Below are 15,370 nucleotides of genomic sequence, written 5' to 3' on the forward strand. Positions count from 1 at the left end.
TACAAAGCAGTGGTTTTTATCCGCGCCACTTTGCGCGACACTGTGCGCACGCCAAACCTGGAGCCCGATATGACCGCTAGCGCCGAAAAGTTCACCCGCCAGACCCTGCTCGATGTTCAGCCACTCACGCCGAACCTCTTCAGCCTGCGGGTTACGCGCGATGCGGGGTTCCGCTTCCGTTCCGGCCAGTTTGCCCGCCTTGGCGTGACCAAGGCCGATGGCAGCGTGGTGTGGCGCGCCTATTCCATGGTCAGCGCGCCGCATGACGAGCACCTCGACTTCTTCTCCATCGTGGTGCCAGGTGGGGAGTTCACCAGTGAGCTGAGCCGGTTGGGGGCAGGCGATACCCTGCTGATCGACCGCCAGGCCTTCGGCTTCCTTACCCTCGACCGCTTCGTTGGTGGCCGCGACCTGTGGTTGCTGGCGACCGGTACTGGCATTGCGCCGTTCATGTCGATCCTGCAGGACTTCGAGGCCTGGGAGCGTTTCGACAACATCAAGCTGGTGTACTCAGTGCGCGAAGCTAAAGAGCTGGCCTATGTGGATGAGATCGCCGGGCTGGAGCAGCGCGATTACCTGGCCGAATTCGCCGGCAAGTTGCAGTTCATTCCGGTGGTGACCCGTGAACCGCACCCTGGGGCGTTGAACCAGCGGATTACCACGCTGATCGAGAATGGCGGGCTGGAGAAGGCGGCGGGGCTGGAGCTGTCGCCGGAACATTCGCGGGTGATGCTGTGTGGCAACCCGGAGATGATTGATGAAACGCGCAAGGTACTGAAGGCGCGCGACCTGCAATTGAGCCTGAGCAAGCGGCCGGGGCAGGTGGCTGTGGAGAACTACTGGTAAGGCCGTTGGGGCCGCTTTGCGGCCCATCGCGACACAAGCCCACAGGTACAGCGTTGATTTCGAAATTGTCGCTGTATCTGTGGGAGCGGCCTTGTGTCGCGAAAGGGCTGCAAAGCAGCCCCAGAAATATCCCTGTTGCGCATCAATCCTGGGGCCGCGTTGCGGCCCTTTCGCGACACAAGGCCGCTCCCACAGCGTTCCCTATACAGCCTCAGGGCAAGCGGTTCTGGTTCTGCGCCTTGAGCAAGTCGCGGATCTCGGTCAGCAAGGTCTCTTCTGCAGTCGGCACAGGCGGTGCAGTCGGCGCCACGGCCTCTTCACGCTTGAGCTGGTTGATCGCCTTCACCCCCATGAAGATGGCAAAGGCCACGATCACGAAGTCGATCACGGTCTGGATGAACTTGCCATACGCCAGCACCACGGCCGGAATGTCACCTTCGGCAGCCTTCAGAGTAATTGCCAGGTCGCTGAAGTCCACGCCACCGATCAACAGGCCCAGTGGCGGCATGACCACGTCACCGACGAAAGACGAGACGATCTTGCCGAAGGCCGCACCGATGATGATACCAACCGCCATGTCGACGACATTGCCTTTGACCGCGAAGGCCTTGAATTCACTGATCATGCCCATGTTTGGTTCCTTGTAACAAAAGGTAAGGTTTACGCAGTGTAAGCCACTCAAACGCTTCATGCGTTGTGCTCAGGGCCACAGACTGCTGTTAGAACGAATAGTTTTGTCGCATCCCGAGGCGTTCGAGGCACGTCCGGCTCGGCTATCATGGCGGTTTTTTTCCAGGAGACCCCAGCCATGGCCAAGGCCAAGCGCTTGTATGGCTGCACCGAGTGCGGTGCGACCTTCCCCAAATGGGCCGGCCAGTGTGGCGAATGCGGCGCCTGGAACACCTTGGTCGAGACCATGATCGAAAGCGGCGGCGCAGCTGCACCCAGTAGCGGCCGTGCCGGCTGGACCGGGCAGCAGGCGCAGATCAAGACCCTGGCTGAAGTCAGCGTCGAGGAAATCCCGCGCTTCACCACCAGCAGCACCGAACTGGACCGCGTGCTGGGCGGTGGCCTGGTGGATGGCTCGGTGGTGTTGATCGGTGGTGACCCCGGCATCGGCAAGTCGACCATCCTGCTGCAGACCTTGTGCAACATTGCCGTGGGCATGCCGGCGCTGTATGTCACCGGCGAGGAGTCGCAGCAGCAGGTGGCCATGCGCTCCCGGCGCCTGGGCCTGCCCCAGGACCAGCTCAAGGTCATGACCGAAACCTGCATCGAGACCATCATCGCCACGGCCCGCGTCGAGAAACCGCGGGTCATGGTGATCGACTCGATCCAGACCATTTTCACCGAGCAGCTGCAATCGGCACCCGGCGGCGTGGCCCAGGTGCGCGAAAGCACGGCGTTGCTGGTGCGCTACGCCAAGCAGAGCGGCACGGCGATCTTCCTGGTCGGCCACGTGACCAAGGAAGGCTCGCTGGCCGGCCCGCGGGTACTCGAGCACATGGTGGACACCGTGCTGTATTTCGAGGGCGAGTCCGATGGCCGCCTGCGCCTGCTGCGGGCGGTGAAGAACCGCTTTGGCGCGGTCAACGAGCTGGGTGTGTTCGGCATGACCGACCGCGGCCTGAAGGAGGTGTCCAACCCCTCGGCGATCTTCCTCAACCGCACCCAGGAGGAAGTACCGGGCAGCGTGGTGATGGCGACCTGGGAGGGCACCCGGCCGATGCTGGTGGAGGTGCAGGCGCTGGTCGACGACAGCCACCTGGCCAACCCGCGCCGGGTGACCCTGGGCCTGGACCAGAACCGCCTGGCCATGTTGCTGGCAGTGCTGCACCGCCACGGCGGTATTCCCACCCATGACCAGGATGTGTTCCTCAACGTGGTGGGCGGGGTGAAGGTGCTGGAAACCGCCTCGGACCTGGCGCTGCTGGCGGCGGTGATGTCCAGTCTGCGCAACCGGCCTCTGGCCCATGGCCTGCTGGTGTTTGGCGAGATCGGCCTGTCGGGCGAGGTGCGGCCGGTGCCCAGTGGCCAGGAGCGTTTGAAGGAAGCCGCCAAGCATGGTTTCAAGCGGGCCATCGTGCCCAAGGGCAATGCGCCGAAAGAGGCTCCGGCAGGGTTGCAGGTGATTGCCGTTACCCGGCTGGAGCAGGCCCTGGATGCGCTGTTCGAATAATTCGTGGCCTGTACCGGCCTCTTCGCGGGTAAACCCGCTCCCACAGGTACCGCATCAGCTTCAGGATTGCGCAAACCCTGTGGGAGCGGGTTTACCCGCGAAAGGGCCGGCACAGGCAAAATGAAAAAGGGGCCGACGATGCGCGTCGGCCCCCCACCTCACCGCTCAGTCAGCAGTCAATGCTCGGCAACCGCACTGCGCCTGACCGTTTCATTGCCATGCTCGTCCAGTTCCAGCATCGGCACTTCATTACCCTCGGCATCGAACAGCTTGCCATCCTTGAAGTAGTCGCCATCACGCAGCGCTGAAATGTCCGAGTACTGGATGGTGCGCTCGTACGCGGCGGCAAACACCGACTGCTGGTCCGAGTTGCCGGCGGTGAAGTGGTTGAAGATCAGGTTCAGCAGGATGGCCATGATCGCCGCCGAGCTGATGCCCGAGTGGAAGATGGTCTCGAACCAGTTCGGGAAGTGGTGGTAGAAGGTCGGTGCGGCAATCGGGATCATGCCGAAGCCCAGCGAGGCGGCGACGATGATCAGGTTGACGTTGTTCTTGTAGCTGACCTTGGACAGGGTGCGGATACCGCTGGCCGCCACGGTGCCGAACAGCACGATGCCCGCGCCACCCAGTACCGGAGTAGGGACTGCGGCAATCACCCGGCCCATGATCGGCAGCAGGCCGAGCACCACCAGGATCACGCCACCTGTGGCCACCACGTAGCGGCTCTTGACCCCGGTCACGGCTACCAGGCCGACGTTCTGGGCGAACGCGCTCTGGGTGAACGAGCCGAAGATCGGCGCCAGGATGCTCGAGGCCATGTCGGCGCGCAGGCCGTTGCCCAGGCGCTTTGAGTCGACCTTGGTATCGATGATCTCACCCACGGCGAGGATGTCGGCCGAGGTTTCCACCAGGGTCACCATGATCACGATGCACATCGACAGGATCGCGGCGATGTGGAATTCCGGCATGCCGAAATGGAACGGCGTGGGGAAGGCGAGCATCGGGCCCTCGGTGACCTTGCTGAAGTCGGCCATGCCCAGCGCCCAGGCGATCAGGGTGCCGACCACCATGGCCAGCAGGATCGACAGGCGCGAGATCGTCGCGCTGCCCAGCTTGCTCAGCAGCAGCACGATGGCGAAGGTCAGGGCTGCCAGGCCGATGTTGGCCACGCTGCCGAATTCCGGCGAGGCGCTGTTGCCACCCATCACCCAGCGAGCGGCCACGGGCATCAGGGTCAGGCCGATGGTGGTGATGACGATGCCGGTTACCAGCGGCGGGAAGAACTTGGTGATGCGCGAGAACACCGGGGTGATCAGAAAGCCGATCAGCGACGCCGCCATGACCGCGCCGAGCACGCCCGGCAGGCCACCGCCGCCCTCGCTGCTGAGGATTGCACCCATGGTTGCCACACCGGCGAACGACACGCCCTGCACCAGCGGCAACTGGCAGCCGAAGAACGGCAGGCCGAGGGTTTGCAGCAGGGTGGCCAGGCCACCGGCAAACAACGAAGCGGCGATCAGCATGCCGATTTCGGCACCGTTCAGGCCCGCGGCCTGCCCCAGGATCAGGGGTACCGCGACGATCCCCCCGTACATGGTCAGCACATGCTGCAGACCATAGGCCAGGTTGGCACCAAGGCCGAGGTTTTCATCCTCGGGGCGCTTGGCGGGAGACGTGCTAGGGGACGTAGTCATGGAGCAGGCTCTCTGTTTATTGTTGTGGTGCTACTGTAGACACTTCCTACAAATGATTGCCACAAGAATTGTATACAATATTTTGATCGGAGCGCGCACAAGAGCGCCCGCAAGGTGTGCGAGAACCCAATGCAGAAGGCGTACCAACTCGTCAGAGGCTGTGCTAGAGGGGTGTGTACAAAACGCTGCTACCCAGGCTTAAAGCTGTCTGGGTAGACAGGAAACACAAGGTGGGGAAGCCATTAGCTAGCTAAGAGATTTCATTATTCGATGAGTTCGCGCAGCTCACGCATCATTTCGGTGCTGTCGGCCACGTTCAATTCCACAAGACGGTGCAAATGGCTCATCGACTCAAGGTCGATGTACAGGCAGATGAAGCCCAGGCGGTGGGGTTCTTCGTGGCGCAGTTCGACCTGCATCTGTACCTCGGTCACTTCGTCGTTGAGCAGGATGTACGCTTCGAAATCCTGGGTCAGATCGGCATCCCAAGGTTCGGGGCATTCGACCAACAGGCCTTTGAGGGACAGATCGAGCAGTTTCACCTCCCAGCAACGTTCGCCCTGGCACAGCTTTGTCGGGGCGTCGAACTGGATGCGCTGGAAACGGCGGCGTTCGTCGTGATCGCTCATGGGGTAGATCCTCGCATAGGTCCTCAGGTGACATCCTGACTATAGTTAGAGTGGTATGTACATCAGGTACCGCAATCTGGCCGCAGAGGCTCTAGACCAAAGCAAGTGTGGCAATGCGCGATGACTCGCCCTAGACTCGATGGGCGGTCTTTTCCAATCCACCAGCTGGAAGCAAACCATGAACAACAATAATAGCCTGCTACGCCACATTCCGTGGTTGGCGCTGGCAGTCATAGGAGCCTGTGCGCTGGGTGTGGTTGCCCTGCGTCGCGGCGAGGCGATCAATGCCTTGTGGATCGTGGTCGCGGCAGTGGCCATCTACCTGGTCGCCTATCGCTACTACAGCCTGTTCATCGCCACCAAGGTGATGCAGCTCGACCCACGCCGTGCCACCCCGGCGGTGCTCAACAACGACGGCCTGGACTACGTCCCGACCAACAAACACATCCTCTTCGGTCACCACTTCGCCGCCATCGCTGGTGCAGGGCCCTTGGTCGGCCCGGTACTCGCCGCGCAGATGGGCTACCTGCCCGGTACGCTGTGGCTGATCGCCGGCGTGGTGCTGGCTGGTGCGGTGCAGGACTTCATGGTCCTGTTCCTGTCCACCCGCCGCAACGGCCGTTCGCTGGGCGACATGGTGCGCGAGGAGATGGGCCGCATCCCGGGTACCATCGCCCTGTTCGGCTGCTTCCTGATCATGATCATCATCCTCGCGGTGCTGGCGCTGATCGTGGTCAAGGCCCTGGCCGAAAGCCCGTGGGGCATGTTCACGGTGATGGCGACCATCCCGATCGCGATGTTCATGGGCATCTACATGCGCTACATCCGCCCGGGCCATATCGGTGAGATCTCGGTCATCGGCGTGGTGCTGCTGCTGGCTTCGATCTGGCTGGGGGGCCAGATTGCCGCAGACCCGACCTGGGGCCCGGCGTTCACCTTCACCGGCGTGCAGATCACCTGGATGCTGGTGGGCTATGGCTTTGTCGCCGCGGTACTGCCGGTATGGCTGGTACTGGCGCCACGTGACTACCTGTCGACCTTCCTCAAGATCGGCACCATCGTCGGCCTGGCCATCGGTATCCTGATCATCGCGCCCGAGCTGAAGATGCCGGCGCTGACCCAGTTCACCGACGGCACCGGCCCGGTGTGGAAGGGCACCCTGTTCCCGTTCCTGTTCATCACCATTGCCTGTGGCGCGGTGTCCGGCTTCCACGCGTTGATCTCCTCGGGGACCACGCCGAAGCTGCTGGACAACGAAACCAACGCCCGCTACATCGGCTACGGCGGCATGCTGATGGAATCGTTCGTTGCCATCATGGCCATGGTCGCCGCCTCGGTGATCGAGCCAGGCGTGTACTTCGCCATGAACAGCCCGGCCGCAGTGGTCGGTGCAGACGTGGCGTCGGTTGCGCAAACGGTGAGCAGCTGGGGCTTCCTGATCACCCCTGAGCAGCTCGAGGCCACCGCCCGCGACATTGGCGAGCACACCGTGCTGGCCCGTGCCGGTGGTGCGCCGACCCTGGCCGTGGGTATCGCGCAGATCCTGCACCAGGTGCTGCCGGGTGAAAACACCATGGCCTTCTGGTACCACTTCGCGATCCTGTTCGAGGCGCTGTTCATCCTCACCGCGGTAGACGCCGGCACCCGTGCCGGGCGCTTCATGCTGCAGGACCTGCTGGGCAGCTTCGTGCCGGCGCTCAAGCGCACCGAGTCGTGGACTGCCAACCTGATCGGTACTGCCGGCTGCGTGGCCCTGTGGGGCTACCTGCTGTACCAGGGCGTGATCGACCCGCTGGGTGGCATCAACACCCTGTGGCCGCTGTTCGGTATCTCCAACCAGATGCTGGCCGGTATCGCCCTGATGCTCGGCACCGTGGTGCTGATCAAGATGAAGCGTCAGCGCTACGTCTGGGTCACCCTGCTGCCGGCCGTGTGGCTGCTGATCTGCACCACCACCGCAGGCTTGATCAAGCTGTTCGACCCGAACCCGGCAGTCGGCTTCCTGGCCCTGGCCAAGAAGTACAGCACCGCGCTGGACGCCGGCCAGGTACTGGCCCCGGCCAAGGACATCGGGCAGATGCAGCACGTGATCTTCAACGCCTACACCAACGCCGGCCTGACCGTGCTGTTCCTGGTGGTGGTGTTCAGCGTGCTGTTCTTCGCTGTCAAGGTCGGTTTCGCCGCCCTCGGCCGCAAGGAGCGCACCGACAAGGAAACCCCGTTCCAGGCCCTGCCTGACGCTTGAGAGGACTGCTGCGATGTTCAACGACCTGGGTCGACTGGGTAAATACCTGGGGCAGGCAGCCCGCCTGATGATCGGCATGCCCGACTACGACAACTACGTCGAGCACATGCAGACCAAGCACCCGGACAAGCCGGTCATGACGTACGAGGAGTTCTTCCGCGAACGCCAGGAAGCGCGTTATGGCGGCAAGTCCGGGCCCAAGTGCTGTTGAGCCTCAAGCGTTAACCTGTCCCGGCCTCATCGCCGGCAAGCCGGCTCCCACAGGTACTCCACAGGCCTCAAGGTCTGTGCGGTACCTGTGGGAGCTGGCTTGCCGGCGATGAGGCCAGTGTTTTTTCCGCACAGGAGATGTTCTGCGTGCAGACGCCTATTCCCGTAACCGTACTCACTGGCTTCCTCGGTGCCGGCAAGACGACCTTGCTCAAGCACATGCTCAAGGCCGAGCACGGCCTGAAGATCGCCGTGATCGAAAACGAATTCAGCGAGGCCGGCATCGACAGCCAGCTGCTGGGCGACGAGCCGGTGCAGGTGATGACCCTGGCCAATGGCTGCGTGTGCTGCAGCATCCACGGCGACCTGACCCGCGCCTTGTACCTGCTGCTCGAACGCCTGGATGCCGGCGAGATCGCCTTCGACCGCCTGGTAATCGAATGCACCGGCCTGGCCGACCCGGCGCCAGTGGCACAGACCTTCTTCATCGACGAAGAGCTGCGTGAGCGCTACATCCTCGACGGCATCATCACCCTGGTCGATGCCGCCCACGCCGAGCTGCACCTGACCCAGACCATCGCCCAGGCCCAGGTCGGCTTTGCCGATCGCCTGCTGCTGAGCAAGACCGACCTGGTCGAGCCCGCTGCGGTCGAGGCCCTGCGCGAGCGCCTGGCCCGCATCAATGGCCGGGCTGCGATCCGCGTGGTCGAGCATGGTCGCATCGACCTGGCCGAGTTGCTGGATGTGCGTGGTTTCAACCTCAACCCCGATCTGGGCGCGAACCTGAAGCCAGCGCTACGCCCGCTGCTCAAGCCCGCTATTCCGGACCGGATCTCCACCTTGGTGCTGCGCACGGAAAGCGCGCTGGACATCGACCGCCTCAGCGACTTCATGAACGAACTGCTGGAAACCCACGGCAAGCAGCTGCTGCGCTACAAGGGCGTGCTGAACATTGCCGGTGAAGCGCGCAAGCTGGTGTTCCAGGGTGTGCTCAAACTCTATGGCTTCGACTGGGACGCCGAATGGGCCGAGGGTGAAACCCGCGAGAGCGTGATGGTGTTCATCGCCGACGAACTGCCCGAAGCTACGATTCGGGCTGGGTTCGAGGCGCTGGCTGCGGGCTGAGCTGACGCGGCGTCTGGGCCTGGAACCACTGCGGCCATGAGCTGCGGTGGCGTGTCTCGAGTTCGATGCACGGGATCAGGCGCTCGGTCAGCAGCGCCGTCTGCTGCACCGCCTTGGCGGTGCGGTACTTGACGCTGTGGATGCACTCACGGTCGCCGAACTCGCAGCGGTTCAGCGCGGTGCCGCCGCAGGGGCCGTTGGCCAGGCCCTTGGGGCAGGTTTCCGGGCAGATGTACAGGGTGTCTTCGAGGCGGCAGCGGCCGCAGGTGTCGCAGCCTACCAGCGGGTGCTTCACCGCGTGCTCCACCTTGTGCAGCACCTGCGCGCCAAGGCGGGTAGCCCACATCGGTTGGCGCACGGCCCAGCCAAATGCCTTGCTCAGGCCATTGCGGCGGCTGAACAGCAGCGAATGCATGCCGTGCATCAGGTGATAGCGCGCTTTCTCCTTGAACGAGGCATCGACCCGTGACTCGCCCTGGCGCCAGCTTGCCTGCGGCGGATGGAAGCTGACTGCCGGCAGGCCGGGCATCTGCCAGCTGGCCTGCCAGGCCGGCTCCCATTGTTCCAGTGTGTGGATTTGCGCCTGCCAATGCTCGATGCGTGCCTCCAGGGCCAGCAGTTGCTTGAGTTCGTGAACCCCCGACAGATGCACGCCGGCGTAGCCCATCAGCTTCACGCCGATGATCTGCAAGGCCAGGCGGTCGACGCTGCGCGCCTGGGCAAAGGCCTTGGACTGCGCCGCTTCCGCTTCCAGCATGTCGCGCATGGACGGCGTGACGGTCACGCCGGCCACGTGTTCGAGCATCGTCGCACGCCCGTGGGTGAGGCTCATCAGGCAGGCCAGCATCGGCCTGGGCGCGGCCTGGCGGTTCATCCAGTGCATGGCTTCCTGGTGTTTGCTGGCATCGAAACCCAGTTGCAGGGTGAGGAAGTCGGCGCCCGCCGCCAGTTTTTTCTCGGCCTTGAAGTATTGCGCGCCGCCTTCTTCCTCGCAGTACTTGAACGGGTTGAGCGCAGCGCCAAGCAGCCAGTGCGGGCAGGCCTGGCGGGCGATCTGCAGGGCTGCGACCGATTCCAGGTAGCGCACCGGCCGCTGGCCGGGCTGGTGGCCCGGCAGGCGGTCACCGGTGAGCAGCAACAGCTGGTCGAGGCCGGCGGCATCCATGCGTTGCAGTTGGGCGAGCAGGTGGTGGCGTTCGCGGTCCTTGCCGGAGAAGTGCGGCAGGGCGGGTACCCGGTTGCTGAACGATGCGAGGGCGTCCAGTGGCGACATGTCCAGCGGGCTGCCGACGCGGTCGCCGATGGCCACGGTCATCGGCCAGCCACACAGGTGCGCACGGGCCAGGATCGCGTCCATGGCGGCGAAGCGTTCTGCGGAGGGCTTGGGAACGAACTCCATGACGCAGACGAAGGTGTTTTCGCGCAGCGCGGTTTTCAGCAGGCTCATGGGGCCGGGTACCTGGTTTGGTCAGGGTGGCATTGTGCGGCAGAAGACGGGTGGGGTCATGTCCGGATGCGCAGGGTGGTGCTCTGAATGAGACATCCGGGTTTGCCTGTGCCGGCCCTTTCGCGGCTAAAGCCGCTCCCACAGGGTGGCGCGGTACCTGTAGGAGCGGCTTTAGCCGCGAAAGGGCCGGCACAGGCAGCACAACAACATGAACATGAGAAAACCTTGAGTTCATCTCAAATTTAATGAGTTTGTCTCAAGATGCCAGCGCCCGGAAAATCCCCTCATTCATTTATGCATGCTGAGGGACAAGACATGGCACTGGCACACAACCTGGGCTTTCCACGTATCGGCCGCGACCGCGAGCTGAAAAAGGCCCAGGAAGCCTTCTGGAAGGGTGAACTCGACGAAGCCGGCCTGCGTGCCGTCGGCCGCGAGCTGCGTGCCCGCCACTGGCAGGTGCAGAAAGACGCCGGCATCGAACTGCTGCCGGTCGGCGACTTCGCCTGGTACGACCAGGTGCTGACCCACTCGCTGACCTTCGGCGTGATCCCGCAGCGCTTTCGCAGCCACGACGCTGCCGGGCCCACCCTGCAGACCCTGTTCGCCATGGCCCGTGGCGCTGTGGGTGACAGCTGCTGCGGCGGCGCGCACGCCCAGGAAATGACCAAGTGGTTCGACACCAACTACCACTACCTGGTCCCCGAATTCACCGCCGACCAGCAGTTCGCCCTGAGCTGGGAGCAGCTGTTCGAAGAAGTGGCAGAAGCCCAGGCCCTGGGCCACGCGGTCAAGCCGGTGGTTATCGGCCCGCTGACCTACCTGTGGCTGGGCAAGGCCAAGGGTGACGATTTCGACAAGCTGGAGCTGCTCGACCGCCTGCTGCCGCTGTATGACCAGATCCTCAACCGCCTGGCTGCCCAAGGCGTGGAATGGGTGCAGATCGATGAGCCGATCCTGGCCCTGGACCTGCCTCAGGACTGGAAGAATGCCTACGAGCGCGTCTACAACATCCTTCAGCGGGCGCCACTGAAGAAGCTGATCGCCACCTACTTCGGCGGCCTGGAAGACAACCTGGGCCTGGCCGCCAACCTGCCGGTCGATGGCCTGCACATCGACCTGGTACGTGCGCCTGAGCAGTACCCGACCATCCTCGACCGCCTGCCGGCCTACAAGGTGCTGTCGCTGGGCCTGGTCAACGGCCGCAACGTCTGGCGCTGCGACCTGGAAACGGCGCTGGAGGTACTGCGCCATGCCCATGAGCGCCTGGGTGAGCGGCTGTGGGTGGCGCCATCCTGCTCGCTGCTGCACAGCCCGGTGGACCTGGACCGTGAAGACCAGCTCGATGCCGAACTGCACAGCTGGCTTGCCTTCGCCGTGCAGAAATGCCAGGAAGTAGCGCTGCTGGCCAAGGCCATCAATGCCCCACAAGCCGACGACGTGGCCGCCGCATTGGCCCAGAGCCAGGCTGTGCAGGCCAGCCGCGCCGCTTCGCCGCGTATTCACAAGCCGGCCGTGCAGGCCCGCCTGGCGGCCATCAAGCCCGCTGATAGCCAGCGTCAGTCGGCGTTTGCCCAACGTATCGTCAAGCAACGTGCGGGGCTCGACCTGCCGGCGTTCCCGACCACCACCATCGGTTCGTTCCCGCAGACCTCGGCGATTCGCCTGGCACGCCAGGCCTACAGGCAGGGCAAGCTGACCGAGGCCGATTACGTCGAGGCCATGCACAGCGAGATCCGCCATGCGGTGAAAACCCAGGAGGACCTGGGCCTGGATGTGCTGGTGCACGGCGAGGCTGAGCGCAACGACATGGTCGAGTACTTCGCCGAGCAGATCGATGGCTATGTGTTCACCCGCTTCGGCTGGGTGCAGAGCTATGGTTCGCGCTGCGTGAAGCCTGCGGTGATCGTTGGCGACCTGAGCCGGCCGAAGGCCATGACCGTGGAATGGATAAAGTACGCCCAGGGCCTGACCAGCAAGGTGATGAAGGGCATGCTGACCGGCCCGGTGACCATGCTGATGTGGTCGTTCCCGCGTGAAGACGTGAGCCGCGAAGTGCAGGCGCGCCAACTGGCGCTGGCGATCCGCGACGAAGTGGTCGACCTGGAAGCAGCGGGTATCAGGATCGTGCAGATCGACGAAGCGGCCTTCCGTGAAGGCCTGCCGCTGCGCCACGGCGCCTGGGCCCATTACCTGGAGTGGGCCACCGAGGCCTTCCGCCTGTGTGCCTCGGGGGTGCGTGACGAAACCCAGATCCACACCCACATGTGCTACAGCGAGTTCAACGACGTGATCGAGTCGATCGCGGCGATGGATGCCGACGTGATCACCATCGAGACCTCGCGGTCCGACATGGAGCTGCTGGCGGCCTTCGAGCGGTTCGCCTACCCCAACGAGATCGGTCCGGGTGTGTATGACATTCACTCGCCACGGGTGCCGACCCGTGAGGAAATGGTCAAGCTGCTGCGCAAGGCTGCCCGGCGTATCCCGGCCGAGCGCCTGTGGGTCAACCCGGATTGCGGGCTGAAGACCCGTGGCTGGCCGGAGACCGAGGCAGCGCTGGTGAACATGGTCGCAGCTGCCCGCGAGCTGCGTGCCACTGCCTGATTTTTCGCTGCCTGTACCGGCCCTTTCGCGGGTAAACCCGCTCCCACAGGGCCCCCACTGGATTCAGCCTCAGTGGGGCCCTGTGGGAGCGGGCAAGCCCGCGAAGAGGCCGGGCCTGCTTGAATCAGCCCGAGATCAACGCTCGATTGCCAAGGCCACGCCTTGCCCGCCACCAATGCACAGGGTTGCCAGGCCTTTCCTGGCGTCCCGCTTGATCATCTCGTGCAGCAGGGTCACCAGCACCCGGCACCCGGACGCACCAATCGGGTGGCCAAGGGCAATCGCCCCGCCATTCACGTTGACCCGCGCGGCATCCCATTCCAGCGCCTTGCCCACGGCTAGCGCCTGCGCGGCAAAGGCTTCGTTGGCTTCGATCAGGTCCAGTTCAGCCAATTGCCAGCCGGCCTTGTCCAGGCAGCGCTGGGTGGCCGAAACCGGGCCGATGCCCATGATCGCCGGGTCTACACCAGCACTGGCATAAGCCGCGATCCTGGCCAGCACCGGCAGGCCCAGGGCCTTGGCCTTGGCGGCGCTCATCAGCAGCACGGCGGCGGCGCCGTCATTCAGGCTCGAGGCGTTGCCGGCGGTGACGCTGCCATCCTTCTTGAACGCCGGGCGCAGTTTGCCCAGGGATTCGGCGGTGGTGTCCGGGCGTGGCTGCTCGTCCCGCGCGAACACCTTGGGTTCTCCCTTTTTCTGCGGCAGCACGATCGGGGTGATTTCATCATCGAAGCGGCCGGCCTCCATCGCCGCTACCGCCTTGCGCTGCGACTCGGCGGCAAAGGCATCCTGCTGCTCACGGCTGAGGCCGTACTGGTCCACCAGGTTTTCGGCAGTGATACCCATGTGGTAGTCGTTGAAGGCATCCCACAGGCCGTCGGTGATCATACTGTCGATCAGCTGGCCATGGCCCATGCGCTGGCCGGTGCGGGCCGACGGCATCACGTAGGGGGCAAGGCTCATGTTCTCCTGGCCGCCGGCGATGACTACCTCGGCGTCACCGCAACGGATGGCCTGAGCGGCCAGGTGCAGTGCCTTCAGGCCCGAGCCGCAAACCTTGTTCAGGGTCATTGCCGGTACGCTGAAGGGCAGGCCGGCCTTGATCGCGGCCTGGCGTGCCGGGTTCTGCCCGGCACCGGCGGTAAGCACTTGGCCGAGGATGACTTCGTCGACCTGCTCCGGGGCCAGCCCGGTCTGCTCCAGCAGGCGCTTGATCACGGCGGCACCCAGGTCTACTGCAGGCACAGTGGCCAAGGCGCCCTGGAAGCTGCCGATGGCGGTGCGGGTTGCGGCGACGATGACCACGTCGTTCATGTTGTTGTTCTCCGTGCGATGGGCGTAGTGCCTCAAGCATCGGTGGCTTTGGCTCATTTGTTAAGTTTGTTTTTCTTTGCGATTGATGTGTAAAGCAAATGAATGAGCGTAAAGCGGCATGCAGAACTATGCTGAGGGATGCGCTTTTACACTCATCTGAATGGAGTTCATGCCCATGCGTACATTGATCGCCATGACCCTCTTGATCGCCAGCAGCACTGCATTCGCCGCAACCGAATGCACCACCGCTGACAAAAGCACCTGGCAGGATCAGGAAAAATTCCAGGCGCAGCTCAAGGAGCAGGGCTACAAGATCAACAAGTTCAAGGTCACCAAGGGTAACTGCTACGAGATCTACGGTTTCGACAAGGATGGCAAGAAGGTCGAGATCTACCATGACCCAGTGACGGGCAAGGCAGTCAAGACCGAGTACCACGATTGAACAGCGACGGCACGGTACAGCTGTGGGACCCCCTGCTGCGGCTGTGTCACTGGTCGATCGCCGTGGTGTTCTTCGCCAACTACTTCTTCAACGAAGAGGGTGAAGACTGGCACCAGTGGCTGGGTTACTACGCACTGGCCGTTGTGGTGGTGCGTGTGATCTGGGGCTTTGTCGGGCCACGCAGCGCGCGTTGGGCCGACTTCTGGCCAACCCCGGCAAGCCTGGTCGGGCATGCCCGGGCGCTGCTGCATGGGGAGCTTGACCATCACATGGGGCATTCGCCGATTGGCGCCCTGGTGATGGTGCTGATGCTGACCTGCATTGCCGGTCTGGGCCTTACCGGGTGGGCGTCGCAGGAGGTGGACGCGCTGTTTGGTGTCGACTGGCCGATGGACCTGCACAGCTGGCTGGCCAACGCGCTGCTGGTGCTGGTTTGCGTGCATGTGCTGGCGGCCATCTACGAGAGCGTGCGCATGCGGGAAAACCTGCCGTGGTCGATGATCACGGGGCGCCGTCGGCACCGCGATTGACTGTGGCGGCCTCTTCGCGGGCAAGCCCGCTCCCACAGGGACTGTACAAAACTCAAGGTTTGCGCAGTACCTGTGGGAGCGGGTTTACCCGCGAAGAGGCCA

The 15,370-nt window shown here is 63.6% G+C and carries 13 protein-coding genes; 8 read left to right on the forward strand and 5 right to left on the reverse strand.

The window, feature by feature from the left end:
- Window positions 1-69: 69 nt before the first annotated feature.
- Window positions 70-846, forward strand: a complete 777-nt coding sequence (locus RYH74_RS09125) for a ferredoxin--NADP reductase (protein WP_286100569.1) — start codon at window positions 70-72, stop codon at window positions 844-846.
- Window positions 847-1,057: 211 nt separating this feature from the next.
- Here RYH74_RS09125 and mscL read toward each other — a convergent pair whose 3' ends face one another.
- Window positions 1,058-1,477 carry a large-conductance mechanosensitive channel protein MscL gene (gene mscL / locus RYH74_RS09130; protein WP_025340640.1) on the reverse strand — a complete coding sequence of 140 codons (420 nt, stop codon included), beginning with the start codon at window positions 1,475-1,477 and terminating at the stop codon, window positions 1,058-1,060.
- A 177-nt stretch (window positions 1,478-1,654) separates the two neighbouring features.
- Between mscL and radA the strand changes: the two genes are divergently transcribed.
- A complete protein-coding gene (gene radA, locus RYH74_RS09135) occupies window positions 1,655-3,025 on the forward strand; it encodes a DNA repair protein RadA (protein WP_003251626.1) in 1,371 nt (456 codons plus the stop codon).
- A 176-nt stretch (window positions 3,026-3,201) separates the two neighbouring features.
- Here radA and RYH74_RS09140 read toward each other — a convergent pair whose 3' ends face one another.
- Entirely contained in the window at window positions 3,202-4,719 is a 1,518-nt protein-coding gene (locus RYH74_RS09140; protein WP_075046374.1) for a nucleobase:cation symporter-2 family protein, read from the reverse strand.
- 263 nt (window positions 4,720-4,982) lie between these two features.
- The gene (locus RYH74_RS09145) at window positions 4,983-5,348 is read right to left on the reverse strand and encodes a PilZ domain-containing protein (protein WP_075046373.1); all 366 of its coding nucleotides are present in this window, start codon (window positions 5,346-5,348) and stop codon (window positions 4,983-4,985) included.
- A gap of 178 nt (window positions 5,349-5,526) precedes the next feature.
- On the opposite strand from RYH74_RS09145, the gene RYH74_RS09150 reads away from it, so the two are divergent.
- The 3 genes from RYH74_RS09150 to yjiA all read left to right on the forward strand — a co-directional run bounded on the left by RYH74_RS09150 (window position 5,527) and on the right by yjiA (window position 8,928).
- Window positions 5,527-7,593 carry a carbon starvation CstA family protein gene (locus RYH74_RS09150; protein WP_024087740.1) on the forward strand — a complete coding sequence of 689 codons (2,067 nt, stop codon included), beginning with the start codon at window positions 5,527-5,529 and terminating at the stop codon, window positions 7,591-7,593.
- 13 nt (window positions 7,594-7,606) lie between these two features.
- Window positions 7,607-7,804: a YbdD/YjiX family protein gene (locus RYH74_RS09155; protein WP_286100568.1), complete on the forward strand. Its 198-nt coding sequence runs from the start codon at window positions 7,607-7,609 to the stop codon at window positions 7,802-7,804.
- 146 nt (window positions 7,805-7,950) lie between these two features.
- The gene (gene yjiA / locus RYH74_RS09160) at window positions 7,951-8,928 is read left to right on the forward strand and encodes a GTPase (RefSeq protein WP_084785352.1); all 978 of its coding nucleotides are present in this window, start codon (window positions 7,951-7,953) and stop codon (window positions 8,926-8,928) included.
- Here the strand turns inward: yjiA and RYH74_RS09165 are convergent.
- The gene (locus RYH74_RS09165; protein WP_317409296.1) at window positions 8,888-10,375 is read right to left on the reverse strand and encodes a methylenetetrahydrofolate reductase C-terminal domain-containing protein; all 1,488 of its coding nucleotides are present in this window, start codon (window positions 10,373-10,375) and stop codon (window positions 8,888-8,890) included. The genes yjiA and RYH74_RS09165 overlap by 41 nt on opposite strands.
- Window positions 10,376-10,690: 315 nt before the next feature.
- On the opposite strand from RYH74_RS09165, the gene metE reads away from it, so the two are divergent.
- Complete coding sequence (metE, locus tag RYH74_RS09170; protein WP_317409297.1) at window positions 10,691-12,982, forward strand: 5-methyltetrahydropteroyltriglutamate--homocysteine S-methyltransferase; 2,292 nt, start codon at window positions 10,691-10,693, stop codon at window positions 12,980-12,982.
- Window positions 12,983-13,117: 135 nt separating this feature from the next.
- Here the strand turns inward: metE and RYH74_RS09175 are convergent, their stop codons facing one another.
- Entirely contained in the window at window positions 13,118-14,296 is a 1,179-nt protein-coding gene (locus tag RYH74_RS09175; protein ID WP_238066925.1) for an acetyl-CoA C-acetyltransferase, read from the reverse strand.
- 175 nt (window positions 14,297-14,471) lie between these two features.
- Here RYH74_RS09175 and RYH74_RS09180 point away from each other — a divergent pair, with 175 nt between their 5' ends.
- Together RYH74_RS09180 and RYH74_RS09185 are read left to right on the forward strand one after the other, a co-directional pair.
- A complete protein-coding gene (locus RYH74_RS09180) occupies window positions 14,472-14,738 on the forward strand; it encodes a PepSY domain-containing protein (RefSeq protein WP_025340633.1) in 267 nt (88 codons plus the stop codon).
- Window positions 14,735-15,268: a cytochrome b/b6 domain-containing protein gene (locus RYH74_RS09185; RefSeq protein ID WP_075046368.1), complete on the forward strand. Its 534-nt coding sequence runs from the start codon at window positions 14,735-14,737 to the stop codon at window positions 15,266-15,268. The genes RYH74_RS09180 and RYH74_RS09185 overlap by 4 nt, the downstream gene beginning before the upstream one ends.
- Window positions 15,269-15,370 lie beyond the last annotated feature (102 nt).

The sequence above is a fragment of the Pseudomonas sp. LSJ-87 genome, from assembly GCF_032971465.1.
Classification (GTDB): Bacteria; Pseudomonadota; Gammaproteobacteria; order Pseudomonadales; family Pseudomonadaceae; genus Aquipseudomonas; species Aquipseudomonas putida_Z.